The sequence below is a fragment of the Fodinisporobacter ferrooxydans genome, from assembly GCF_022818495.1.
In the GTDB taxonomy this organism is placed as follows: domain Bacteria; phylum Bacillota; class Bacilli; order Tumebacillales; family MYW30-H2; genus Fodinisporobacter; species Fodinisporobacter ferrooxydans.
The window spans coordinates 3,163,575-3,186,322 of the sequence record NZ_CP089291.1; the positions used below are offsets into that span (position 1 = coordinate 3,163,575).

At 46.1% G+C, this 22,748-nt stretch carries 25 protein-coding genes and 5 tRNA genes; 27 read left to right on the forward strand and 3 right to left on the reverse strand.

What is annotated here, in order from left to right; translation table 11 throughout:
* Positions 1 to 12: 12 nt before the first annotated feature.
* From fabD to LSG31_RS15210, 21 genes are all read left to right on the forward strand, one after another.
* Positions 13 to 930, forward strand: coding sequence for an ACP S-malonyltransferase (fabD, locus tag LSG31_RS15110; RefSeq protein ID WP_347435909.1), 918 nt, complete (start codon positions 13 to 15; stop codon positions 928 to 930).
* 90 nt (positions 931 to 1,020) lie between these two features.
* Positions 1,021 to 1,776 carry a 3-oxoacyl-[acyl-carrier-protein] reductase gene (gene fabG, locus LSG31_RS15115; protein ID WP_347435910.1) on the forward strand — a complete coding sequence of 252 codons (756 nt, stop codon included), beginning with the start codon at positions 1,021 to 1,023 and terminating at the stop codon, positions 1,774 to 1,776.
* A gap of 25 nt (positions 1,777 to 1,801) precedes the next feature.
* On the forward strand, positions 1,802 to 2,038 hold the full coding sequence (acpP, locus tag LSG31_RS15120; protein WP_347435911.1) for an acyl carrier protein: 237 nt from the start codon (positions 1,802 to 1,804) through the stop codon (positions 2,036 to 2,038).
* 84 nt (positions 2,039 to 2,122) lie between these two features.
* On the forward strand, positions 2,123 to 3,364 hold the full coding sequence (gene fabF / locus LSG31_RS15125) for a beta-ketoacyl-ACP synthase II (RefSeq protein WP_347435912.1): 1,242 nt from the start codon (positions 2,123 to 2,125) through the stop codon (positions 3,362 to 3,364).
* Between the two features lie 58 nt (positions 3,365 to 3,422).
* Positions 3,423 to 4,121 carry a ribonuclease III gene (rnc, locus tag LSG31_RS15130; RefSeq protein ID WP_347435913.1) on the forward strand — a complete coding sequence of 233 codons (699 nt, stop codon included), beginning with the start codon at positions 3,423 to 3,425 and terminating at the stop codon, positions 4,119 to 4,121.
* A 172-nt stretch (positions 4,122 to 4,293) separates the two neighbouring features.
* Positions 4,294 to 7,863: a chromosome segregation protein SMC gene (gene smc, locus LSG31_RS15135; protein ID WP_347435914.1), complete on the forward strand. Its 3,570-nt coding sequence runs from the start codon at positions 4,294 to 4,296 to the stop codon at positions 7,861 to 7,863.
* Positions 7,864 to 7,903: 40 nt separating this feature from the next.
* On the forward strand, positions 7,904 to 8,833 hold the full coding sequence (gene ftsY / locus LSG31_RS15140; protein WP_347435915.1) for a signal recognition particle-docking protein FtsY: 930 nt from the start codon (positions 7,904 to 7,906) through the stop codon (positions 8,831 to 8,833).
* A 63-nt stretch (positions 8,834 to 8,896) separates the two neighbouring features.
* Positions 8,897 to 9,265 carry a YlxM family DNA-binding protein gene (ylxM, locus tag LSG31_RS15145; RefSeq protein ID WP_347435916.1) on the forward strand — a complete coding sequence of 123 codons (369 nt, stop codon included), beginning with the start codon at positions 8,897 to 8,899 and terminating at the stop codon, positions 9,263 to 9,265.
* A 14-nt stretch (positions 9,266 to 9,279) separates the two neighbouring features.
* Positions 9,280 to 10,647 carry a signal recognition particle protein gene (ffh, locus tag LSG31_RS15150; RefSeq protein ID WP_347435917.1) on the forward strand — a complete coding sequence of 456 codons (1,368 nt, stop codon included), beginning with the start codon at positions 9,280 to 9,282 and terminating at the stop codon, positions 10,645 to 10,647.
* Positions 10,648 to 10,743: 96 nt separating this feature from the next.
* A complete protein-coding gene (rpsP, locus tag LSG31_RS15155) occupies positions 10,744 to 11,016 on the forward strand; it encodes a 30S ribosomal protein S16 (RefSeq protein ID WP_347435918.1) in 273 nt (90 codons plus the stop codon).
* Between the two features lie 19 nt (positions 11,017 to 11,035).
* Entirely contained in the window at positions 11,036 to 11,263 is a 228-nt protein-coding gene (locus LSG31_RS15160; protein WP_347435919.1) for a KH domain-containing protein, read from the forward strand.
* A gap of 162 nt (positions 11,264 to 11,425) precedes the next feature.
* Positions 11,426 to 11,845: a YlqD family protein gene (locus LSG31_RS15165; protein ID WP_347435920.1), complete on the forward strand. Its 420-nt coding sequence runs from the start codon at positions 11,426 to 11,428 to the stop codon at positions 11,843 to 11,845.
* Positions 11,842 to 12,366 carry a ribosome maturation factor RimM gene (gene rimM, locus LSG31_RS15170; RefSeq protein ID WP_347435921.1) on the forward strand — a complete coding sequence of 175 codons (525 nt, stop codon included), beginning with the start codon at positions 11,842 to 11,844 and terminating at the stop codon, positions 12,364 to 12,366. Before LSG31_RS15165 ends, rimM begins: the two co-directional genes overlap by 4 nt.
* Before the next feature lie 15 nt (positions 12,367 to 12,381).
* The gene (trmD, locus tag LSG31_RS15175) at positions 12,382 to 13,149 is read left to right on the forward strand and encodes a tRNA (guanosine(37)-N1)-methyltransferase TrmD (RefSeq protein ID WP_347439528.1); all 768 of its coding nucleotides are present in this window, start codon (positions 12,382 to 12,384) and stop codon (positions 13,147 to 13,149) included.
* A 293-nt stretch (positions 13,150 to 13,442) separates the two neighbouring features.
* A tRNA-Ile gene (locus LSG31_RS15180) sits at positions 13,443 to 13,519 on the forward strand.
* A 105-nt stretch (positions 13,520 to 13,624) separates the two neighbouring features.
* Positions 13,625 to 13,699, forward strand: a tRNA-Gln gene (locus LSG31_RS15185).
* Positions 13,700 to 13,701: 2 nt separating this feature from the next.
* A tRNA-Leu gene (locus LSG31_RS15190) sits at positions 13,702 to 13,775 on the forward strand.
* 10 nt (positions 13,776 to 13,785) lie between these two features.
* Positions 13,786 to 13,861, forward strand: a tRNA-Thr gene (locus LSG31_RS15195).
* A 33-nt stretch (positions 13,862 to 13,894) separates the two neighbouring features.
* Positions 13,895 to 13,967, forward strand: a tRNA-Phe gene (locus tag LSG31_RS15200).
* Between the two features lie 144 nt (positions 13,968 to 14,111).
* Positions 14,112 to 14,237 (forward strand): hypothetical protein, encoded by a 126-nt coding sequence (locus LSG31_RS15205; protein WP_347435922.1) that lies wholly within the window; start codon positions 14,112 to 14,114, stop codon positions 14,235 to 14,237.
* A gap of 125 nt (positions 14,238 to 14,362) precedes the next feature.
* Complete coding sequence (locus tag LSG31_RS15210) at positions 14,363 to 14,665, forward strand: MazG nucleotide pyrophosphohydrolase domain-containing protein (RefSeq protein WP_347435923.1); 303 nt, start codon at positions 14,363 to 14,365, stop codon at positions 14,663 to 14,665.
* A gap of 200 nt (positions 14,666 to 14,865) precedes the next feature.
* Here LSG31_RS15210 and LSG31_RS15215 read toward each other — a convergent pair whose 3' ends face one another.
* Positions 14,866 to 15,042, reverse strand: a complete 177-nt coding sequence (locus LSG31_RS15215) for an H-type small acid-soluble spore protein (RefSeq protein ID WP_347435924.1) — start codon at positions 15,040 to 15,042, stop codon at positions 14,866 to 14,868.
* Positions 15,043 to 15,238: 196 nt separating this feature from the next.
* On the opposite strand from LSG31_RS15215, the gene LSG31_RS15220 reads away from it, so the two are divergent.
* From LSG31_RS15220 to LSG31_RS15230, 3 genes are all read left to right on the forward strand, one after another.
* Entirely contained in the window at positions 15,239 to 16,495 is a 1,257-nt protein-coding gene (locus LSG31_RS15220) for a DUF445 domain-containing protein (protein WP_347435925.1), read from the forward strand.
* 106 nt (positions 16,496 to 16,601) lie between these two features.
* On the forward strand, positions 16,602 to 17,396 hold the full coding sequence (locus LSG31_RS15225) for a Cof-type HAD-IIB family hydrolase (RefSeq protein WP_347435926.1): 795 nt from the start codon (positions 16,602 to 16,604) through the stop codon (positions 17,394 to 17,396).
* 108 nt (positions 17,397 to 17,504) lie between these two features.
* Entirely contained in the window at positions 17,505 to 18,266 is a 762-nt protein-coding gene (locus LSG31_RS15230) for a sulfite exporter TauE/SafE family protein (RefSeq protein WP_347435927.1), read from the forward strand.
* 95 nt (positions 18,267 to 18,361) lie between these two features.
* Here LSG31_RS15230 and LSG31_RS15235 read toward each other — a convergent pair whose 3' ends face one another.
* On the reverse strand, positions 18,362 to 18,847 hold the full coding sequence (locus LSG31_RS15235) for a dihydrofolate reductase (RefSeq protein WP_347435928.1): 486 nt from the start codon (positions 18,845 to 18,847) through the stop codon (positions 18,362 to 18,364).
* A gap of 287 nt (positions 18,848 to 19,134) precedes the next feature.
* Between LSG31_RS15235 and LSG31_RS15240 the strand changes: the two genes are divergently transcribed.
* On the forward strand, positions 19,135 to 19,284 hold the full coding sequence (locus LSG31_RS15240; protein WP_347435929.1) for a GapA-binding peptide SR1P: 150 nt from the start codon (positions 19,135 to 19,137) through the stop codon (positions 19,282 to 19,284).
* Between the two features lie 289 nt (positions 19,285 to 19,573).
* Here the strand turns inward: LSG31_RS15240 and LSG31_RS15245 are convergent, their stop codons facing one another.
* Positions 19,574 to 20,434: a YheC/YheD family protein gene (locus LSG31_RS15245; RefSeq protein WP_347435930.1), complete on the reverse strand. Its 861-nt coding sequence runs from the start codon at positions 20,432 to 20,434 to the stop codon at positions 19,574 to 19,576.
* 246 nt (positions 20,435 to 20,680) lie between these two features.
* On the opposite strand from LSG31_RS15245, the gene dapD reads away from it, so the two are divergent.
* Both dapD and LSG31_RS15255 read left to right on the forward strand, forming a co-directional pair.
* Complete coding sequence (gene dapD, locus LSG31_RS15250) at positions 20,681 to 21,391, forward strand: 2,3,4,5-tetrahydropyridine-2,6-dicarboxylate N-acetyltransferase (RefSeq protein WP_347435931.1); 711 nt, start codon at positions 20,681 to 20,683, stop codon at positions 21,389 to 21,391.
* A 190-nt stretch (positions 21,392 to 21,581) separates the two neighbouring features.
* Entirely contained in the window at positions 21,582 to 22,694 is a 1,113-nt protein-coding gene (locus LSG31_RS15255; protein WP_347439529.1) for an N-acetyldiaminopimelate deacetylase, read from the forward strand.
* Positions 22,695 to 22,748: the final 54 nt, after the last annotated feature.

Below are 22,748 nucleotides of genomic sequence, written 5' to 3' on the forward strand. Positions count from 1 at the left end.
GGAGATAAGAACATGACGACAGCATTTCTTTTCCCCGGACAAGGCTCGCAGTTTGTGGGTATGGGAAAAACAGCATATGATCAATTTTCGGAAGCGCGAACCATTTTTGAACAAGCGGATGCCGCTTTGGGGTTTTCGCTGTCGAACATTTGTTTTGAAGGTCCGGAAGACCAATTGAAATTGACGTATTATACACAGCCGGCGATCTTGACGACAAGCATTGCATTGCTGCAGTTGGTGCAAAGCCGTGGCATTGTCTGCTCACTTGCTGCCGGACATAGTTTGGGAGAATATTCGGCGCTTGTTGCTGCAGGAGCGTTGTCCTTTGCAGATGCCGTTCGTTTGGTTCATGCCCGCGGACGCTTTATGGATGAAGCGGTTCCTGCAGGTCAAGGAGCCATGTCTGCCGTAATGGGGATGGAACGCAGCGAACTGGCGAATGTTTGCGCAGAAGCTTCGATCGGCAGTGAGGCGGTAGAACTGGCAAATATCAATTGCCCATCCCAAATCGTGATTTCCGGAACAGCTGCGGCTGTTGAAAGGGCAGGCAAACTTGCCGGTGAACGGGGGGCAAGGCGCGTCATTCCGCTCGTTGTCAGCGGGCCGTTTCACTCGTCATTAATGCGTCCGGCTGCTGACCGATTAGCGCAAACGCTGCAAAATGTGGCGGTTGCAGACGCAAAGTTTCCCGTCGTCGCAAATGTTTCGGCACAGCCGATCCGGCAAGCGGAAGCAATCAAGCGCTTCCTCGTCGAACAAGTATATTCTTCTGTGCTTTGGGAAGATTCCATTCGTACGATGCTTGCACAGGGTGTGAACCGATTTGTCGAAATCGGACCGGGTACCGTCCTGGCAGGATTGGTGAAAAAAATTGATCGATCTGTTCAGGTAATTTCGATTCAAGAGCCGAATGATATTGAGAAATTGTAATTTCGAAAACCATGAACGTGCATGTTTGCAACGTGCAGGTTGACATAGGTATCGTAAAGTAGTTGTTTATGACGGGAAAAGGAGGGAAGGATGAAGATGGAAAAACCGTTGCAGGGGCGTGTGGCGCTTGTTACCGGCGGGTCAAGAGGGATCGGACGAGGGATTTGTCTGCAATTGGCGCAAGCAGGTGCGAGTGTTGCAGTCAACTATGCAGGAAATGCACAAGCGGCTGAAGAAGTGGTAGCACAGATTGTTGCCGGCGGCGGTCAAGCGATCTCCATAAAAGGGAATATCGCAAGCGTCGAGGAAGTTGCGCCGATGTTCGATCAAGTGTTACATACATATGGGAAGCTCGATATCCTGGTCAATAACGCCGGCATAACGCGGGACAATCTGCTCATGCGCATGAAGGAAGAGGAATGGGACGCAGTGATCGATACCAATTTGAAAGGCGTGTTTCACTGCATCAAGGCGGCAGCAAGACCGATGATGAAGCAAAGATATGGGCGGATTGTCAATATCGCTTCCGTTGTCGGCGTCGTGGGCAATCCCGGCCAGATGAATTATGTGGCGGCAAAAGCCGGTGTCATCGGCATGACCAAAACGGCAGCGAAAGAGCTTGCATCCCGTAATATTACGGTCAATGCGGTTGCGCCTGGTTATATTGAGACAGATATGACCGCAACACTTGCAGAGGATGTCAAGGCAAAATTGTATGATCAAATACCGCTTGGAAAACTTGGGCAAGTGGAGGATGTGGCAAAAGTCGTTCTCTTCTTGGCATCTGAAGATTCCGCTTATATGACAGGGCAAACCTTGCATGTCGACGGCGGTATGGTGATGTAGTATAATCTTGGGAGGAGGTGAGAGCATGTCCGATATTTTCGATCGCGTAAAAAACATCGTGGTAGATCGCTTAGGTGTCGATGAATCACAGATAACTTTAGCAGCGTCTTTCAAAGAAGATCTTGGTGCAGACTCGTTGGATGTTGTGGAACTCGTGATGGAGCTCGAAGATGAGTTTGATTTGGAAATCTCTGATGAGGACGCTGAAAAGATCACCACGGTTGGTGAGGTTGTGAAGTACATCGAAGCACATCAAGCGTAAGACGATGTATCACACATATAAGGAATCCGTCCCGTTTTACAAGCGGGACGATTCCTTTACAATGCAAAAGGCAAGGGTGATCGAATGAGAAGACGTGTGGTTGTCACCGGTATGGGAGCATTGACTCCTGTCGGAAATGATGTGAATACGTTTTGGAATTCATTGATACAAGGAAAATCCGGGATTCGGGTGATTGATCGCTTTGATGTTTCCGATTATCCGACAAAGATTGCGGGGATGGTCGAGGGATTCAATCCTGAAGACTTTATGGATAAAAAAGAAGCAAAACGAATGGATCGTTTTGCCCAGCTTGCAGTAGCAGGCGCCAAAATGGCCGTACAAGATGCGGATCTGCAAATCACGGAAGAGAATGCGGAACGAATCGGCGTTTATATCGGATCCGGCATCGGTGGTTTATCCACGCTGATGGAACAGCATCAGATCCTGTTGGAAAAAGGCCCGAAACGCGTCAGTCCGTTTTTTATTCCGATGATGATCAGCGACATGGCATCCGGCCAAGTGTCTATCACACTCGGCGCCAAAGGGCCGAATAGTTCTCCGGTTTCCGCTTGTGCAACAGGGACGAATGCGATCGGCGACGCGTATAAAATCATCGAGCGCGGACATGCGGAAGTCATGCTGACAGGCGGTGCGGAAGCGACGATTCTTCCGTTGGCGCTTGCAGGGTTTTCTTCTGCGCGTGCGTTATCCCAGCGAAATGACGAACCGGAAAAGGCAAGCAGACCCTTTGATCGCGAACGTGACGGATTTGTCATGAGTGAAGGCGCGGGAATTCTCGTCCTCGAATCATTGGATCATGCGTTGGCAAGAGGCGCCAGGATTTATGGCGAAGTTATCGGCTATGGCATGAGCGGAGACGCGTACCATTTGACACAGCCTGCTCCGGAAGGAGAAGGCGCTACGCGGGCGATGCGTGAAGCGTTGCGGGATGCCGGTATTGATCCGTCCCAAGTGGATTATATCAATGCACATGGAACGTCCACCGATTTTAACGACAAATTCGAAACGCTGGCGATCAAGAAAGCATTTGGCGAGCATGCGTATAAAGTAGCCATCAGTTCCACAAAATCAATGACCGGACATCTGCTTGGCGCGGCGGGAGGCATTGAAGCGATCGCTTCCATTCTGGCGATCAAACATGGGATCATTCCCCCGACCATCAACTATGAGTATCCGGATCCTGATTGCGATTTGGATTATGTACCGAATGAAGCCAGACATGCGAATGTCGAGATTGCCATGTCCAACTCTTTAGGTTTTGGCGGGCATAATGCTTCCATTATTTTTAAACAATATAAAGAGTAAAGTGAATCCTTCCCTGGCACTTGTGCCGGGGAACATTTTTAAAATGGATGTGTTTATGTTGTCAGATTCTTTTCAGAAACTTATGCAACAGTTGGAACTTCCTTTTCAAGATGTGGCTTTGTTGAAACAAGCGTTTACGCATGCGTCCTATCGCAATGAGAATAAACTGGGCGGACTGGCAGATAATGAACGGCTGGAGTTTCTCGGTGATGCGGTCTTGGAGCTTGTCGTCAGCGAATATCTGTATCTTGCATACCCTGACATGCCGGAAGGAGATCTGACAAGGCTTCGGGCATCCATTGTCTGTGAACCTTCCCTCGTAGGCTTTGCCAAGCGTTTGCAGTTTGATCATTGTATTTTATTGGGAAAAGGGGAAGAATTGTCCGGCGGAAGGCAGCGTCCGGCATTATTGGCGGATGTGTTTGAAGCGTTTGTCGGGGCACTGTTTTTGGATCAGGGAATTGCTGTCGTCAAACAGTTTATGCAGGTATACGTATTCCCGCATCTGGCAGAAATCGACAGCAGCGTTTTGTCGGATTATAAAACCCTTTTGCAAGAGTATGTGCAAAAACACTCCATGGGCGATCTTCAGTACCGGATTGTTTCGGAGAAGGGACCTGCCCACCACCGGGAATTTGTGGCAAAAGTATTCATCGATCACAAAGCATACGGGATTGGCATGGGGCGTTCCAAAAAAGAAGCGGAACAGCATGCTGCGGAAGACACCTTAAAACAGTTGCAAGTACATATGGAATAGCCAATGGCTGCCGTTGCCTTTCTGTCATTTGTATGCAGATGACAGAAAGGCAACGGCATTTTTACTTTACAATACTTTTGCTTTTCATTCTCTAAGGAAGTCGGTTAGTGGCATAAAGGCCTATTCATGGTAAAATGGTAGCGAGTAATCAGAGGAAGGCAGGGACACTGTATTGTACCTGAAACGAATGGAAATCACAGGGTTCAAATCCTTTGCAGATCGCACCGAGTTGGAATTTGTACCTGGGGTCACGGCGGTTGTCGGCCCGAATGGCAGCGGCAAAAGCAATATTTCCGACTCGATCCGTTGGGTGTTGGGAGAACAAAGCGCGAAAAGTTTACGCGGAGCCAAAATGGAAGATGTCATTTTCGCCGGAAGTGATACACGCAAGCCTGTGAACTATTGTGAAGTCACACTTACATTGGAAAATTCGGATCGGAAGCTGGATCTTGACTATACGGAAGTTACGATTACCCGCCGCGTGTATCGCAGTGGAGACAGTGAATATATGATCAACAAGCAATCCTGCCGGCTGCGGGATATTCATGAGCTATTCATGGATACAGGACTCGGGAAAGAAGCCTATTCCGTCATTGGCCAAGGGAAAATTGAAGAAATTCTCTCGACAAAGGCAGAAGACCGACGGGGAATTTTCGAGGAAGCCGCGGGAATCGTCAAGTATAAAACGCGGAAAAAAGAAGCAGAGAAGAAGCTGGAAGAAACAGAAGGGAATTTGTTGCGCATCGGCGATATTATCGGAGAATTGGAAGAGCAGATCCAACCTCTTGCCGAGCAAGCGGAAGTTGCCCAAAGATTTCAAATATTAAAGGAAGATTTGAAAGTTACGGAAATTGGGCTTTATATATATGATATTAACGATTTGCATGAAAAATGGACCCAATCAAAAGCGGAATATCAGAAATTTGAGCAGCAGCAATTGGATCAAGCCGGCCGAGTGAACAGTCTGGAAGCAGATGTTACAAAAAGCAAGTGGATCGCTGAACAAGTGGAACAACGGTTGGAACATTTGCAGCAACAGCATTTGGAAGTCGTAACAGAAGCTGAAAAGGTAGAAGGCCGAAAAGAAGTTCTGATCGAACGTCAGCAAAACCTTTTGCTGGGGCGCGAAGAGGCCGTTGCAACAATACATCGGATGCAAAAAGAACACGGTCAATTGCAAGCCACCCGCATGGCGAATGAGCAAAAAATCGACGAAACTCGTACGACCATTCAATCATTGCGTGCCGAATTGCTGGAAAAATCAAATGCCAATGACGAAATGCAGGCACGGCTGAAAAAAGAAGAATTGCTGGAAGCAAGCAAATCAGAATTGATTGAATGTTTAAACCAGACCGCCGGACGCAAAAATGAGAAAAATCATATACTCCAACAGAGCGAGTTGTTTGCGCGCAGAGTGGAAAAGTTTCAAAAGGAGCAGCAGGAGCTGGAACAACGGTTTGCCGCGTTGTATGAGGAGTTTGCCGAGAGTAATGACCGATTGCAGCAGGTGAACGCCACGATTCAACATCTGGAAGAGCAAAGACAGCAAGGAATGCTGCTCCTGCAGCAATCCCAGCAACAGCAGCGCGGATTTGAGCAAAAACTGCAGCAGTTGCAGAATCAAGAAACATCCCTGCGTTCCAGGCTCGACTTGTTAAAAGACATGCAGCAGGAATATGGCGGCTATATGCAGGGAGTAAAAACGGTGCTGCAGGCCAAAGACGGCGTGCTTTCCGGAGTGCACGGCGCGGTTGCCGAACTGTTTTCCGTCGATCGGGAATATGAAGTTGCGGTGGAAACGGCACTCGGAGGCGCTTTGCAAAATATCGTCGTCGATGATGAAAAGTCGGGACGGGCTGCCATCGAATACCTGAAGAAAAAAGGCGGAAGAGCGACATTTATGCCGTTGAATGTTGTGAAAGGGAGATCGCTTTCGAACAGCGACTATGAGGCCTTGCGTCAGGAACAAGGATTTATCGGCGTCGCATCGCAGCTTGTCAGGACAAGCCCCGACTATCGCGGGATTTTGGAAAATTTGCTCGGCCAGGTCATTCTTGCCCGCACACTTGTCGATGCCAACCGGCTCGCCAAGCGGATCGGGTATCGATATCGCATTGTGACATTGGAAGGGGATGTGGTCAATCCCGGCGGTACGATGACAGGCGGCAGCATACAGCGAAAAGGCACCAGTCTGCTTGGACGCAGCCGTGAAATTGAAGAGCTGGAACAGACTCTTGCCGCAGTGGGGAAACAGCAGCAATCCGTATTGCAAGAGCGCCAGGAATTTGAACAGAGTGTATCCGAGCATGCGACGATTGCAACAAAAACGGACGAACAGTTAAAGCACTTGCATGAACAAGAGCGCATAGCAGCAACAGGCATTCATGAAAAGAAGGTCGAATTGCGGAATCTGGAAGAGCGGAAAGCAGCAACAGCCATGGAATTGGAGCAGAGCCAGAAAGAGTGGCAGGCATTACAGGCAAGAGAGCAGCGCGTAGAACAAGAATTGGCAGAGATTACGCAGAAAACGGATGAGTTGCAGCAGCACATTCAACGGTTGCAAAATGATTTGCGCAAGGAGCAGTTGGCTGCGGAGGACAAAAATGAGGAAATCACGGAAGTTCGTGTCCGGCTTGCATCCCATGAACAAACCGAATTGAATCTAAAACAGCAAAATTTGGAGTTGTATGAGCGAACACTTGCTCTTGAGCAAGAGTTGGAGACAAAGAAGCAAGAATATCAAGGAATTGAAAAACGTCTGTCCATTACCAAGAATGAATTGGCAGCGATACAAACAGAGCATGAACAACTGGTCAAACAGAAAGAAGCATCCCAAAGCGAATTAGACAAAGGAAAGGAAGAAAAAAATCAAATCGCGCGGACGATTGCAACGCAAGAACATTTGGCCAAGGAAGCGAGGCTTGCACTAAAACAGTTCGAACAACAAATGCATCAGTTTGAAGTGCGCGTGAATCGATTGGATGTGGAACTCACGAATGTTCTCAATAAGCTGTCGGAAGAATATCATTTGACGTATGATATGGCCAAGCAGCGCTATCAAGTGCCGGAACAAATCGAGGAAGCAAAACAATATGTGAAACGGATCCGACAGCAAATCGAGCAGTTGGGCGATGTCAATATCGGTGCGATTGAAGAGTATGCCCGAGTCAAGGAGCGATATGAGTTTTTAAGCGATCAGCGGACAGATTTATTGGAAGCGAAAGAAAAACTTTACGAAGTCATTACGGAAATCGACCAGGAAATGTCCAAGCGTTTCCACGAAACATTCATTGCCATCCGGGAACAGTTTGGAGTTGCTTTTACCCAACTGTTTGGCGGCGGCCGGGCGGATTTACTGCTCTCCAATCCGGATGATATCCTTGCTACGGGAATCGATATCGTAGCGCAGCCACCCGGGAAAAAACTGCAAAACCTCGCTTTGCTTTCCGGGGGAGAACGCGCATTGACGGCAATGGCGCTCTTGTTTGCGATTTTACGGGTGAAGCCGGTACCGTTTTGTGTACTGGATGAAGTGGAAGCAGCGTTGGACGAAGCGAATGTCAGTCGTTTTGCCGAATATTTGCGTGAATTTTCTTCCAAAACCCAATTTATCGTCATTACACACCGGAAAGGAACGATGGAAGGCGCGGATGTCCTATATGGTGTGACCATGCAGGAATCGGGTGTCTCGAAGCTTATTTCGGTGAAGTTGACGGATCAGGCGCTGGAGACCGCATCGTAGCAAAGGATAGAGCATCGTAAGAATAGAAAGGAAGGCAGCCATGGGCTTATTTGACAAATTTAAAGAAGGACTGACGAAAACCCGAACGGCATTTGTGGAGAAAGTCGGGTCCCTGATGACAGGACGGAAAAAAATCGATGATGAATTTTTTGAGGAGCTTGAGGAAGTGTTGATCACGGCAGACGTTGGTGTCAACACCGCTCTTGAACTGATTGAAGAACTGAGAGATACGGTCAAACGCCAAAAAATCGAGGATGCATCCACGCTGCAACCGGTCTTGAAAGAAAAATTGGCAGAACGGATGCGCCAGGAAGTGACAGGCCTTGCGTTTCATGCGCAAGGATTGACAGTGATTATGGTTGTCGGAGTCAATGGAGTGGGCAAGACGACGACGATTGGCAAGCTTGCGCATCGCTTGAAAAGTCAAGGAAAAAAGGTGCTTCTGGCGGCAGGGGATACATTTCGTGCCGGTGCCATCGAACAGTTGCAAATTTGGGGGGACCGGGTGGGTGTCGATGTGATCAAGCATCAATCCGGCTCGGACCCGGCTGCTGTCATCTACGATGCGATTCAGGCTGCCTTGGCTCGCAAGGCGGACGTGTTGATTTGCGATACGGCGGGACGTCTGCAAAACAAGACAAATCTGATGGATGAATTAAATAAAATGTATCGTGTGATCAAACGGGAAATGCCGGAGGGTCCCCATGAAGTACTATTGGTTCTCGATGCGACTACAGGCCAAAATGCCTTAAGCCAAGCGAAGCTGTTCGGAGAAACTGCCGGAGTTACGGGGCTTGTCTTGACAAAATTGGATGGAACGGCGAAAGGCGGCATTGTCGTCGCCATCAGGCAGGAGTTGAATTTGCCTGTCAAATTTGTCGGACTTGGAGAAAAGATGGATGATTTGCAGGAGTTTGATCCGGAATCGTTTATTGATGCATTATTTTTTGATGCAAGTCTTGACAAATAGGGATAGATCCTGTAGAATCTCGTCTGTAAAGGTGATTGCCTTGACAGGTTAGGGTGGCGAATGATGTTAGAGAAAACACAGCGTATAAATCTTTTATTTGATTTTTATGGTGCCCTTCTAACGGAACGCCAGCAGCAAATGGTCGAATTGTATTATTTGGACGATTTATCTTTGGCAGAGATCGCGGAGAATTTCTCTATTAGCAGGCAAGCCGTTCACGATGCGTTGCGGCGTTCGTGCCAGCAGCTTGAGGAGTTTGAAGCAAAGTTACATTCACTCGAAAAGTTTGAACACAGGCAGCAATCGATTCTGCATATTTTGTCTGAACTGGATGCGCGGATCTTGCAGCCGATTGGGGAATTTCAGCAATTGGAATTGTATCATCCGCTAGTGTCAATCTATCACAAGATCGAACGGTTGTTGGAGGACTAGGAAGGGGACTTAACATGGCTTTCGAAAGCCTTGCAAGCAAACTGCAAGCAACATTCCAGAAACTTCGGGGCAAAGGCAAGTTGACGGAAGACGATGTCAAACAGGCGATGCGGGAAGTCCGGATTGCTTTGCTGGAAGCTGATGTCAACTTGAAAGTTGTCAAGGAGTTTGTGGAAAAAGTACGAGAGCGAGCAGTCGGTTCCGAAGTCCTGCAAAGTTTGACACCCGGTCAACAGGTCATCAAGATTGTCAACGATGAATTGACAGCACTTATGGGTGGCACGCAAAGCCGTTTGGCGCAAGCGGCAAAACCGCCCACAGTCGTGTTGATGGTTGGATTACAGGGAGCCGGCAAGACTACGACGACCGGCAAATTGGGTTTGCAATTGGTGAAGATGCAAAAGCGTCCGCTCCTGGTTGCATGTGACGTCTATCGCCCTGCAGCGATCAAGCAGTTGCAAGTATTGGGTGAACAATTGAAAATCCCCGTGTTTGCGATGGGCGATCAGGTGCGTCCGGTAGAAATAGCGAAAGCCGCTATTGAGCATGCGCGCGTTCACGGCAATGATTATGTCTTGGTCGATACAGCCGGCCGCTTGCACATCGATGATCAATTGATGCAGGAATTGAAGGATTTGGATGAAGCCCTTCATCCAAGTGAAACGCTGCTTGTCGTCGATGCCATGACGGGGCAAGATGCAGTGAATGTTGCGGAAAGTTTTCATCAACAATTGCAAATCACCGGATTGATCCTGACCAAACTGGACGGTGATACTCGCGGCGGTGCGGCACTGTCTGTGCGCTCTGTTACGGGTTGTCCGATCAAATATGTCGGTATGGGCGAAAAACTCGACGCATTGGAACCGTTTCATCCGGATCGTATGGCGTCAAGGATCCTTGGCATGGGCGATGTATTGACACTGATCGAAAAAGCTCAGCAGTCGATCGATGAGAAAAAAGCTGCCGAGATGGAAAAGAAATTTCGGCGTGCAGAATTTACGCTGGATGATTTCTTGGATCAATTGGGGCAAGTGCGGAACCTGGGACCGCTGGATCAGATCTTGGGCATGCTGCCTGGCATGGGCAAAATGAAACAGCAATTGTCGGGTGTGGAGGTCAGTGACAAGCAAATCTCCCGCGTCGAAGCGATCATTCGTTCCATGACTTCGAAAGAGCGCCAGGAACCGAAAGTCATTGATGCCAGCCGCAAGCGTAGAATTGCGAAAGGAAGCGGAACGACCGTACAGGAAGTCAATCGTTTGCTGAAGCAATTTGAAGACATGCAAAAAATGATGAAGCAATTTTCGGGCATGGCGAAGAAAATGGGCAAAAAAGGGAAAAAGGGAAAAGGCGGCAAAGGTCTGAAATTCCCTTTCATGTAAACATCAGGTTCTGTTCCGGAAATGAAGCTGTGCACTTCCTCACGTTATGCGTGAAGAATTCACATAGATGTATTATGGTTTTTGGAGGTGAAATCAATGGCTGTTAAAATTCGTTTAAAGCGCATGGGTCAGAAAAAAGCTCCGTTCTATCGTGTGGTTGTCGCTGATTCCCGTTCTCCACGCGATGGACGTTTCATCGAAGAGATCGGAACATATAATCCAGTTACACAACCTGCACAAATCAACATCAATGAAGATCGTGCATTGTATTGGTTGCAAACAGGCGCACAAGCTTCTGATACAGTTCGTAACCTGTTCAGCAAAGCAGGAATTCTCAAAAAAGCTCATGAAATCAAATTTGTAAAATAATTGACGGGGGTCCTGTGTTATGAAACGATTGATAGAAGTGATTGCACAGTCCCTCGTGGATCAACCGGATCAAGTACAGGTACTTGAGGTTGAAAATGATCATTCGATTTTGTACAAGCTGAGCGTTGCTCCTGAAGATGTGGGCAAAGTGATTGGCAAGCAAGGCAAGATCGCCAAAGCAATTCGAAATGTGGTTTCAGCTGGCGCAGTCAAATATGAGAAACGTGTCACGCTTGAGATCCAGTAAAACGAGAATGGGCCGGACGTTTCTGGCCCTTTTTTGTACAATCGGAAAGTATATTTGTACAATCCTATATTTGTACAACCAGAAAGTATGGATGTTGGAGTCGGCAGTGGGAACTTGTATTATTTTTTACGATACTTGAGCATACATAAAGAGGTGGATTCCATGCTAACGATTCGTCAACCGGTTACAGTGAAGATGATTTTGACAGAGCAAACCAAGCAGCGGGTAGTCAATGAATTTCATCAAATGATAGCAAGTGTAATGGGAGAATTGGAGCAAATAGAAACACAAGGCCAACAGATTCTGGAACAGGCAAAAGCTCAGGATCCGGAAGCTGCCCTCGCATTGGAAGAAAAAATTGAAGAAGAAAAAAACAAGCGGGTGGAACGTCGGGATGAGTTGATTCAGCAATTATCCCAGTTTCAGCAACTGGAACTTGGCACTGAGGTTCAGCAGGGGCAAGTGGAAACAACGATTGACGTAAAGGTGGGAGATTCCTGGGATGCGGTTGCCATGGGATCGGAGATTGTGATTAAAGACGGTGTGGTTGTAGAGATTCGGCGTGCAGGTGAACCTGTGTGACAGTACAAAAATTGATTACTGTCGGTGCGATTACGCGGCCGCATGGTTTGAAAGGAGAAGTCAAGGTATTTTCCCGTACGGATTTTCCGGAAGTGCGATTTGCAAAAGGTTCGGAGTTGCTTCTTCAGCGTCCGGAAGGCGGGCCGACGATTCGTGTTCGTGTAAAGTCGGCCCGTCCGCAGCAAGCGATGTATATCGTACAATTTGAAGAATATTCAACAGTTGAAGAAGCCGAATCTCTGCGCGGTTATGAGTTGAAAGTGACAGAGACGGATCTTGTACCGCTGCCTGAGGGCGAATTTTATATTCACCAATTGGTGGGGTGCCGTATGATTGCGGATACGGGTGAAACGTTAGGCGAGCTTGTGGATGTATTGCAACCTGGCGCCAATGATGTATACGTGATTCGAGCTGTGTCCGGGAAAGAACTGTTATTGCCAGCCATTCCGGATTGTATTTTGCATGTGGATGTTGAAAAACGTGAAATTTCCGTACATATCTTACCTGGATTGTTGGATTGAGGCTGTATTGTCATGATGAAAATTGATATTCTAACATTATTTCCCGCCATGTTCTCGCATGTGCTGGGCGACAGCATTCTTGGCCGGGCTGCCGAACAGCAGCTTGTACAATTTCGTACGGTCGATTTTCGAAAGTTTTCCACAAACAAGCATCAAACGGTTGATGATACCCCATATGGGGGCGGTGGCGGAATGGTTTTGAAACCGGACCCGATTTTTCATGCGGTGGAATCCATGCTTAGCGAGTCAGAGATGAATTCGACAGATTCCAGCGGTTCATCTGCTGATTCCAAACCACGGGTCATACTCATGTGCCCACAAGGAGAATTATTCCGGCAAAAAAAGGCCATTGAATTGTCGCGGGAACAACATTTGATTTTTATCTGCGGACATTATGAAGGATATGATGAACGAATTCGCAGGTATTTGATTACAGATGAAATCTCGATTGGCGATTATGTATTGACAGGCGGAGAAATTCCCGCTATGGCTGTCATTGATGCGGTCGTCCGGTTGCTCCCCGGCGTATTGGGAAATCAAACATCTGCTTGGACAGACTCGTTTTCCGATGGATTGCTGGAATATCCTCATTACACGAGACCGGCGGATTTCCGCGGTTGGAAAGTTCCGGACGTTTTGTTGTCAGGTAATCATGCGGAAATTGAGAAATGGAGACGTCGGCAGTCTTTGCTCCGAACATTGCAAAAGCGGCCGGAGTTGCTGGAACAGGCAGATCTAAGCGAGGAAGAACGAAGGTGGCTTGCTCAACGGAAATGGGAGTAAGTTCGATTGAAAATCGGTATGCCCTCTCTGAATCACAAGTTGACCTGTATCCCATGTTCGATTCAGAGAGGACTTCTTATATGCTACGGAACAAGGAATAGAAATGTTACAGCGCCTATCGAAAAAACTTAAATTAGGCCGGACGGAAAACTGTATGCAGTGTGAATTTTTATCTGTCATGCAATTTTATGCAAATTTTATCACGCAACATATGCAAATTTTATCCTTGAAAAATAATTTTTTATATGATATATTACAAGAGTCGCTTATGAAATGTAAAGATCTTTTCTGATGGGCCTATAGCTCAGCTGGCTAGAGCGCACGACTGATAATCGTGAGGTCAGTGGTTCGAGTCCACTTAGGCCCACCATATAACAGAAGCCGGGGACCGGAAGCCAGAGGTCAGATCGTTATTTTTGCTGTAAGTTACCATATGATACTCTGGCATCCGGTCTCTGGACTCTGGTTTCCGTATTGGGGATTAGCCAAGCGGTAAGGCAACGGACTTTGACTCCGTCATGCGAAGGTTCGAATCCTTCATCCCCAGCCATTGCCGGAGTGATGGAATTGGCATACGTGCACGACTCAAAATCGTGATTTTGTGGGTTCGAGTCCCACCTCCGGCAGTATCGATTTGCTTCCATAGCTCAGTCGGCAGAGCGCATCCATGGTAAGGATGAGGTCACCAGTTCGATTCTGGTTGGAAGTTCCATATATTCCGCTGGTTGTCTGTTTCACCACGTTCGGCTCGGTAGCTCAGTCGGTAGAGCAGAGGACTGAAAATCCTCGTGTCGGCGGTTCGATTCCGTCCCGAGCCATCCTGTTTTCATAATAATTGGACGTTTGGCGAATGATTTTTTGCGAAATGGCCCATCTTAGTAATAGTACGTGTTCAAAAAGCGATTAAATAAGTTTTAGCTACCCTTTTTGAACATCCTCTAAATAAAGGTGGGGATGGAATCATGTTTAACGTTTACAACACATTTATCAATGGATTGGCGAATACCGCATATTTTTGGATTCCCGGAATTGTAATCGTGATTGCTCTTTATATGATTTTTACGAGGAAACGAAAAAGAAATCGCTGAATGTTGCAAAAAGCGCCGTGTGGTGCTTTTTTTCATATATCGACAGAATGTGATGAATCTTGCCAAAAAAGATGAAATATGAAATGATGGAATTGTCTTTTTTCTAGCTAGGAGGAGAGTTTTTGATGCAAGAACCGATTATACGCCTGCCCCGCTTGAATGGTCTCAATCCGACATTAGAGTCAACGTTGATCAAATTACAGGAAGAATTAGGGGAAGTGGCTCGGGTTTTGGGGAAGTACCGGGGAATGAGCGGAGAACAGCCTTTGGATCAAGCGATCGTGAACAGGGAGCTGGCAATGGAATTATTGGATGTGGCCCAGACTGCTGCAACATTTATGTACGTGTTGTCTGACCAAGGTGTAGATTTGGAATCGGTTTACCAAGAGCACATAGAGAAGTTAAAAGGAAAAGGGTACATACGTTAGGAAAGGTACACGCAGTAAGAAGCCATTCCACTATTGTCGAAAACAATAGCGGATCATGGCTGTTTTCTATCCTTGGAGACTTAGGTTTTCGGAAATGCTACACAGATTTCAAAAGAATGCCACATATCTTGTCTTTTATCTGACACACTTTTGCCTGACACTCTTTGTCTTGCATTCGGACAACAAACAATCTTCGATTTCTATTCCTGCAGTTCCGATACTTTTACATGCATTTGGTCGGAAGGCTTATGCTCCAAGTGCACTCGTGCGGTTGCGGACGATTCGAAGACTTCTTCAATCCAAACGGGTTTTCCATCATACTTGACGTTTATTTTATTTGTCGATTCGAGAATTTGCCTGGCCCTATCAATATCCATTCGAATCCCTCCTGTATAGGAAATAAGATTCTTCATTTATCAAGAATTTATTCAACGTCATGTCAGTGGACTCTCATGAGAATTCTGCTTTCCTATGTTAAAATAGAGCGAGTGTCAATAGTGCAAGAATTGATTTTAGCGTTTTACAAGAGTATGTTTCGCATGTATATATTCTGAGCAGAAAAGGAAGCAGGCAATGGTAAGAAAGTCGAAGCATTTGGCAAGTATATCTTTGGGAATTATGGGAGCAGGATTTATTTCCACCTTTTTGATTCCACCGTCCATTTCTTCCAATCTTCTTCAAGGGGGATTTGAAGGGGGACTTGTCGGGGGATTGGCTGACTGGTTTGCGGTAACAGCTTTGTTTCGCCATCCTTTGGGGTTGCCGATTCCCCATACGGCATTAGTGGTTAAAAATCGCGAGAAAATAACGGCACAACTGGTACATATGCTGGAGAACGATTGGCTGAGTAAAGAAAGTATCTTACATAAACTTGCCAACATCGAGTTCGTAAGGACCATTCTGGATCGATTGTCAAAGGAACTTCTGTCAGAACGGGCAGGTCAACGAATGGTTGCCATCAGTTTGGCTTTGCTGGATGCAATCGATGTGGCAAGATGGGCGCCTGTGATCGGTGCGGAAATTCGCGGCCGCCTCTATGCATTGGAAGTCGACCGGTTCCTGCCGAAAGCAATTGACTGGTTGATCGATTCGGATTCCGATATACAGCTTCTCGATTTTCTTGTTGCAAAAGGATTGACATGGGCAAAACAGGAAAATACGAGAGTGACGCTGGGAACAATGGCATTACAAGCGTTATCGAACATTGAATTGGACGGTTTTATGCAGTTTGCGTTTAAATCCTTCATGGGATTCGTGAACGAAGAGAAACTTGGAACAATCCTGCAAAATGTTCTGATACGAGGTCTGGAAGGATTTAAAGAAACAGATGCAAAGGCGCGTATCCAAGTTCTTTCCTATATTCGAACGGAATTGCTGCAGTTGAAAGAAAATCCCCAATTGATTGCCACATGCACGAAATGGAAAAATAGTTGGGTGGATCATTGGGATGCCGACGCAGCGATCGCAGAGCTTTTGCGAAGCTTCAAAGAAAAAGCCCGATTGTTTGTTCAAAGGGAGACATACGCGGAAGAATTTCTGGCGCCGATTTTGCAATCGCTGATCAATGCGATTCGCCAAAATGCCGATTTTGTGAATACGTGTGAGAAAGAATTGCATGAATATATTTCTCATTTTATTGAAGATCATCACGGGAAAATCGGTACAATTGTGTTGGAAAATCTAAATCAATTGGACGATGATACACTGATTCAATTGATGGAAGACAAACTGGGACAGGATTTGCAATGGATACGCGTAAATGGGGCTGTATGCGGATGTTTGATCGGATTTCTAATTACAGGCTTTAAATTGGTATTAAGTGCATCGTAGATGGGCTGATCCATTGAAACAACGATTGAAAATGATACGGATTGCATGAAATGATTGAATCAAACAAGTATTTCAAATACGCAGAACGGGTGATCCCATGTATAAAATGATAACAATTGATATCGATGATACGTTATTGAACGATCACATGCAAATTTCGAAAGCAACCCAAACCGCTTTACAAGAAGCGGCCGAGCAGGGAGTTGTGATTACATTGGCCACTGGCCGAATGTTTGCTGCTGCTAAGCCGATCGCTGCCCGACTGGGATTGAATGTACCCATCATTACGTATCAGGGCGCGTGGATTAAACATTTACTCGATGGGACGATGTTATATGAACGAAATGTTCCCCGTTCTTTGGCGGGACAAATTTTTGCTTATGCCAAAGAACAAGGATTTCATTTGCAAGTGTATTCAGAGGATCGGTTGTATACATGGATGGAGAATGAAAAAATCAAGAAGTATTCGGAGTTTTCCAAAGTTCCCTATCATATTGAACCGGATTTTGAATCGCTAATGGAGCAGCCTTTAGCCAAAATGTTATTGTTTGAAGACCCGGACACCATTGACCGAATTGAACAAGAAGTCAGACCGATGTTTGGCAGCGACGTACATATAACGAAATCAAAACCGTATTTCCTGGAATTTTCACATCCGGAAGCGACAAAAGGACACGCAGTCAAATACCTGGCGCAACATTATGGATGTGAGTTAAAGGAAGTGATTGCGATTGGCGACAGTTGGAATGACCGGGAAATGATTCAAGTCGCCGGACTTGGTGTGGCAATGGGGAATGCAGTCGATGCATTGAAGGAAATCGCCGATTTTGTGACATTTACCAATAATGATGATGGTGTCAAACATGTGATCGATACGTTCATATTTGCCAATCAAGCATAGGTGTGTGCCTAATTGCGTTTGTAATGCGATGTGTGCATCGATTCATACGGATTCACCAAGTTAAGGTCAAGCGAGTGATCGTTATTTTTTACGCAGAGGAAGAGAAAAATGGATCATATGAGTGCAGGGTTACTCGTCTTTTTAGTCATTTCAGGTTTTATTGCTTCGTTTATTGACTCGATTGTCGGCGGCGGCGGGCTCATATCCATACCTGCCTTGATGTTGACCGGTTTGCCGCCGTCCCATGTTCTTGGCACAAATAAACTCGCGTCGTCGCTATCATCCTTGACGAGTACGTTGTCCTATTTGCGTTCAGGCAAAGTGGAATTCCGACTTGTCAAATATTTATTCCCTTTATCTTTGATTGGATCCTTATTTGGCGCCTATACAGTCGGATTGGTTCCTTCGACATTTTTAAAGCCGGTCGTACTGATCCTGCTCATTGGCGTTACCGTTTATTCCATCGTAAAAAAGGACAAAGGCAAAAAAACGGAATACCGAGGGATAACCAAAAAGATCTTGCAAATATGTGTGCCGGCAGCATTTGCCATCGGATTTTATGACGGTTTTTTTGGACCTGGCACAGGATCGTTTTTAATTATCGTGTTTTTATTTGTGGGATTTGACTACATTTATGCTTCCGGAAACGCGAAGGCGTTAAATTTTGCAAGCAATATCGCCGGATTGGCCATGTTTATGTTTCAGCGTTCGGTAAACTACCATTTTGGAATCGTCATGGGCATTGCAATGATTTTGGGATCTCTGGCAGGATCCCAATTTGCGATAAAAAAAGGAGCGGCTGTTGTTCGGCCGATTTTTATCTGTGTCACCGTTGTCTTGATCGGCAAACAGCTATGGAATATGTTCTAAGAGTGCATCTTCCAAGAAAAAATACAACGGATCCGGCAAGCGATCAGGGTTTTTCGATAAGAACCCGATCGCTTTTTTGCACGTTCCAGATTGCATTACATACCTTTTCTTGCATACGTTTGAAAATAATAATCATAAGGATTTTTTTCATTCTTGATGCCTTTTGCCGATTCGGTCAGTTGCCATTCTTCTGTTGAAAATGCCGGGAAAAAGGTATCTCCTGCGAAATCATGATCAATGTATGTAATATACAATTGATCGGCAATCGGGAAAAACAGCTGGAAAATCTCTGCACCGCCGATCACAAACACGTCTTGCTCTTCCCATAAAGTACGCCCGTCTGCCAATGCGTGCAAAACTGTACAACCTGCCTGGCGATAGGCCTTATCCCGCGTCAGTATGACATTTTTCCGGTTCGGCAAGGGCTTGCCGATCGATTCATACGTTTTTCTGCCCATGATTACCGTATGCCCGGTCGTAAGCTGTTTGAAGTATTTCAAATCCTCCGGCAAATGCCACGGCAAACGATTGTGAAATCCAATCACACGATGTTTGCTCATGGCAACGACAAACGAGATCATAATCGTTAAACCACCTTCGTGTCCTCTTTCCATTGGATGGAGAGGTTTTTTTTAACTGTAAAGGATCTGGTGTAAGTGTGTCAAATCCATCCGTTGTTCGGCACAATAGAATAGCACATAAAGTAAAAAACGATTAAATATTGTAACGTAATTAGTCATATGTTATACTTAAATTGTGGAATGAAACCGTTTTATTACTAAATAAATAGATGAAAATGAATAAAGTGTTATTTGAAAATTGCCCTACATATCACAAGGGTAAGAGGAATGCGGGAGGTAGATTCAGGATGTTGACAAATGCAAATGGAACTGAAATGGGAACAATTATTTGCCAGCATTGCCATCGAGTAGTCGAAACGTTTGAAACAGAAAAAGTGCTGACCTATTTTGGCGTATGCAAAGAAGACGATTGTGTACCGGTAGAAACTGCAGAATAACCATTGCCTGAAGCCGAAGCACTCGGCAAAGCAATCCGCCGTGGAGTTTTGATTGTTTTTTGTACGAAAATAACATTTTCATGTGATGCGGTGGCTGAAAGGCCACATAAGTTTTGAACATCCTCTTATATCGATTTGGAACGTTCCAGGTGGAGCTGGTCTCCACTTTTTTCGTGTGATGTATTGTAGAATGCAAACATGGCACAAGGTGAATGGTTACATGCCTATCTTCGAAGGAACGTTTTATCTGAAGGAACTTTTCATATGTGCGATATCAAGACATGCGATTTCAGGGCGTTTTGTTCTCATTGGCGTCAGGATCGGCAAATAACAGTTGGAACAGCCACTTCGTTTTTTGCAATTGGCGATTGTTATAGCGCTGTTGTATCAAGTTGTACATGGTCTTGTCTTCTAATTTTGCGAACAGATCATGGCTGGGGCCGCAAATCGCATCGTCCGTATTCACTTCTATCAGCCAAAGCTGGCCATTTGGATCGATTCCAAGATCGATTCCGATCTCATTGAATATACGATACGAATCGAGCAAGCGGCAGATATGAAATCCGGTCTGCTCCAAGGATTTTTTCAACCGCCTGATTTTGGGTGTTTTGTATTGCAGCACTTTTGCCGCCGCTTGTTCCACAGGAAGTACAGATCCTTCGCTAATTTCCACGTTTGAGACGATTGCCGATGTACCCGACACGCGCACAAGAGACCCGGAATATGCCCAATTCTCATCTGTTTCCCGCTGCATGTGAACGCGAATATCGAAAGGACGTCCTTCATAAGCCACAAGGGGCGCTGCTTGTTGAACAATGCAAAATTGGTCTTGGTATGCAAGTTGCAGCGCATGATAAAGATCGGAAATCGATTCGAACATTTGTAGAGAATTTCCCTGTAGTGCCGTCTGTAAAGTCCATAGAAAGGCGTCGTTTTTTATGTCGATCCGACTGATTCCGCGACCGCCCCATGTCCCGGCAGGCTTGACATAAATGGACGGGTACCGATTGAGCATGTGTTGCAGCGCGGAGATATTGAATGGTTCGGTAACTGGAAGTTTGCAAGGGCCGATGTTTTCATCTTTTAACGCTTTATACATTTCCCATTTATTTAAAAAACCTCGCTCCGGATCTAACCAGGCTTTTGGCATGAAATTGGCCTCCTAAAGAAATGTGCTCCTAAATGGTTTCCTAAAACAATCTGAATTTCCTGGATGATGTAGATGTTTTCACAGTATACAAAAATAGCCGCAGATGGCACGGCAAATGTGCATGTGCATGTGCATGTATCAACAGGGCAAAGAAAAAATAACAAACCAATAGAGAATGGTATGATATAATCATGAATTATCGTGTATACTTACACGTGGAAAATCGGAAGGAGAGAATACCACAAAATGAACCAAATGGATGCAAATCAAATTATCGAATTTATTCAAAAAAGTGAAAAGAAAACGCCTGTAAAAATACATATCAAAGGAAATTTAGCCGGCATTGATTTCGGACCTGATGCAAAATCCTTTATTACAGGAAATATTGGAGTCGTATTCGGTGACTGGAAAGTGCTGCAGCCGATCCTGAAAGAGAACCGTGACAAAATTGAAGATTATGTAGTGGAAAACGACCGCCGCAACTCAGCCATTCCATTATTGGATATGAAGGATATCCAAGCGCGGATCGAACCGGGCGCCATTATTCGCGACCAAGTGACGATCGGCAAAAATGCTGTGATCATGATGGGCGCCATGATCAACATCGGCGCAGTCATCGGCGAAGGCACCATGATCGATATGAACGCTGTAGTCGGCGGTCGCGGAACGATCGGCAAAAACTGCCACATTGGTGCAGGCGCGGTTGTCGCAGGCGTGATCGAACCACCTTCCGCAAAACCGGTCGTCGTCGAAGATGATGTCGTTGTGGGAGCCAATGCGGTGCTTTTGGAAGGTGTGCGTATAGGAAAAGGGTCTGTTGTTGCCGCAGGTGCAATCGTAATCGATGATGTGCCGGAAAATGTGGTAGTGGCAGGTGTTCCTGCGCGCATTATCAAGACAATTGACGATAAGACAAAATCCAAAACGGAAATCAAGCAAGAATTGCGTCAACTATAATTTCTCTGCAGACGTTGGACTAGCCTCTACGTCGATAGTTGGACAAACAAGCCTCCTGTTACTATCTCCAATGGTACAACAAACGCAGTGCGGGGATATGCGGGGATATGCAGGGATATGCAGGGATAGAGAGGAGGTGCATAGAACAGTGGAAAATATAGTAAATATTGAAAAACAAACGCTGGTTGATATGCGAAGACAATTGCACCAAATCCCTGAACCGGGATTTCAGGAGTTTAAAACTCAACAATTGCTGTTGGATCACATTCATCAGCTTCCACAGGATCGGCTGGAGATACGGACTTGGAAAACAGGCATTCTGGTGAAAGTCAAGGGAGTACAGCCACGTCTGTGCATCGGTTTTCGGGCCGACATGGATGGACTGCCGATCGAGGAACAGACGACATACCCATTTCGATCCCTGCATCCCGGGTTCATGCATGCTTGCGGCCACGATTTGCACATGACAATCGGATTTGGGCTTTTGCGGCATTTTGCAGAGCATCCCATTGAGCAGGACCTTTTGTTTATTTTTCAACCGGCGGAAGAAGGGCCTGGCGGTGCGTTGCCCATGCTGGAAAGTATGGAATTTCAAGCGTGGAAACCGGATCTTCTGTTCGCTTTGCACATTGCTCCCGAATATCCGGTAGGAACCATTGCTACAAAGCCTGGGATTCTGTTTGCCAATACGTCCGAATTGTTTCTTGACTTGACCGGCAAAGGTGGACATGCTGCATTTCCGCACAAAGCAAATGACATGGTGATAGCCGCCGCCCATTTGACGACACAATTGCAGACAATCATTTCCCGCAATGTCGATCCGTTGGACGCGGCTGTCATCACGATTGGCAAAATTGAAGGGGGCAGCAAACAAAATATTATTGCCGAGCATGCGAGATTGGAAGGTACCATTCGGACGTTGTCGCTGGATTCGATGCAACAGGTGAAAAAGCGGATTGAGGAAGTCGTGCGGGGAATCGAAGTCAGCTTTCAATGTTCGGCAGCGATCAATTACGGTTCGAATTATTGTCAAGTATACAATCAGCCGGAGCTTACAAATGAATTTATGGAATGGGTACAAAAGGAAACGGATATCCGCTTGATTGCCTGCAAAGAAGCGATGACAGGGGAAGATTTTGGGTATTTTCTGGAGCAGGTTCCAGGCTTTATGATTTGGCTTGGCGTCAATACACCCTATAGCCTTCATCATGCACAGATCGAACCGGATGAACAAGCCATCTCCATCGCCATTGATTTGTTTAGCCGCTATTTCGTCTGGTTGTCCAGTCGTCGGATGCGCTAGGTATGTGACGGAAAAGACAGGGAACAGGAACATCGACAAAATCTGCAAGGCGAA

Bases quoted from the DNA above. Each gene is read 5' to 3' on its own strand.
- LSG31_RS15245 (WP_347435930.1), bottom strand. From the start codon at position 20,434: ATGCCAAAAGCCTGGTTAGATCCGGAGCGAGGTTTTTTAAATAAATGG.
- acpP (WP_347435911.1), top strand. From the start codon at position 1,802: ATGTCCGATATTTTCGATCGCGTAAAAAACATCGTGGTAGATCGCTTA.
- trmD (WP_347439528.1), top strand. From the start codon at position 12,382: ATGAAAATTGATATTCTAACATTATTTCCCGCCATGTTCTCGCATGTG.
- LSG31_RS15220 (WP_347435925.1), top strand. From the start codon at position 15,239: ATGGTAAGAAAGTCGAAGCATTTGGCAAGTATATCTTTGGGAATTATG.
- LSG31_RS15205 (WP_347435922.1), top strand. From the start codon at position 14,112: ATGTTTAACGTTTACAACACATTTATCAATGGATTGGCGAATACCGCA.
- rpsP (WP_347435918.1), top strand. From the start codon at position 10,744: ATGGCTGTTAAAATTCGTTTAAAGCGCATGGGTCAGAAAAAAGCTCCG.
- LSG31_RS15210 (WP_347435923.1), top strand. From the start codon at position 14,363: ATGCAAGAACCGATTATACGCCTGCCCCGCTTGAATGGTCTCAATCCG.
- LSG31_RS15215 (WP_347435924.1), bottom strand. From the start codon at position 15,042: ATGGATATTGATAGGGCCAGGCAAATTCTCGAATCGACAAATAAAATA.
- LSG31_RS15240 (WP_347435929.1), top strand. From the start codon at position 19,135: ATGTTGACAAATGCAAATGGAACTGAAATGGGAACAATTATTTGCCAG.
- ftsY (WP_347435915.1), top strand. From the start codon at position 7,904: ATGGGCTTATTTGACAAATTTAAAGAAGGACTGACGAAAACCCGAACG.
- ylxM (WP_347435916.1), top strand. From the start codon at position 8,897: ATGTTAGAGAAAACACAGCGTATAAATCTTTTATTTGATTTTTATGGT.
- LSG31_RS15255 (WP_347439529.1), top strand. From the start codon at position 21,582: ATGCGAAGACAATTGCACCAAATCCCTGAACCGGGATTTCAGGAGTTT.
- fabD (WP_347435909.1), top strand. From the start codon at position 13: ATGACGACAGCATTTCTTTTCCCCGGACAAGGCTCGCAGTTTGTGGGT.
- LSG31_RS15230 (WP_347435927.1), top strand. From the start codon at position 17,505: ATGGATCATATGAGTGCAGGGTTACTCGTCTTTTTAGTCATTTCAGGT.
- fabF (WP_347435912.1), top strand. From the start codon at position 2,123: ATGAGAAGACGTGTGGTTGTCACCGGTATGGGAGCATTGACTCCTGTC.
- LSG31_RS15165 (WP_347435920.1), top strand. From the start codon at position 11,426: ATGCTAACGATTCGTCAACCGGTTACAGTGAAGATGATTTTGACAGAG.
- dapD (WP_347435931.1), top strand. From the start codon at position 20,681: ATGAACCAAATGGATGCAAATCAAATTATCGAATTTATTCAAAAAAGT.
- ffh (WP_347435917.1), top strand. From the start codon at position 9,280: ATGGCTTTCGAAAGCCTTGCAAGCAAACTGCAAGCAACATTCCAGAAA.
- LSG31_RS15225 (WP_347435926.1), top strand. From the start codon at position 16,602: ATGATAACAATTGATATCGATGATACGTTATTGAACGATCACATGCAA.
- LSG31_RS15160 (WP_347435919.1), top strand. From the start codon at position 11,036: ATGAAACGATTGATAGAAGTGATTGCACAGTCCCTCGTGGATCAACCG.
- LSG31_RS15235 (WP_347435928.1), bottom strand. From the start codon at position 18,847: ATGATCTCGTTTGTCGTTGCCATGAGCAAACATCGTGTGATTGGATTT.
- fabG (WP_347435910.1), top strand. From the start codon at position 1,021: ATGAAGATGGAAAAACCGTTGCAGGGGCGTGTGGCGCTTGTTACCGGC.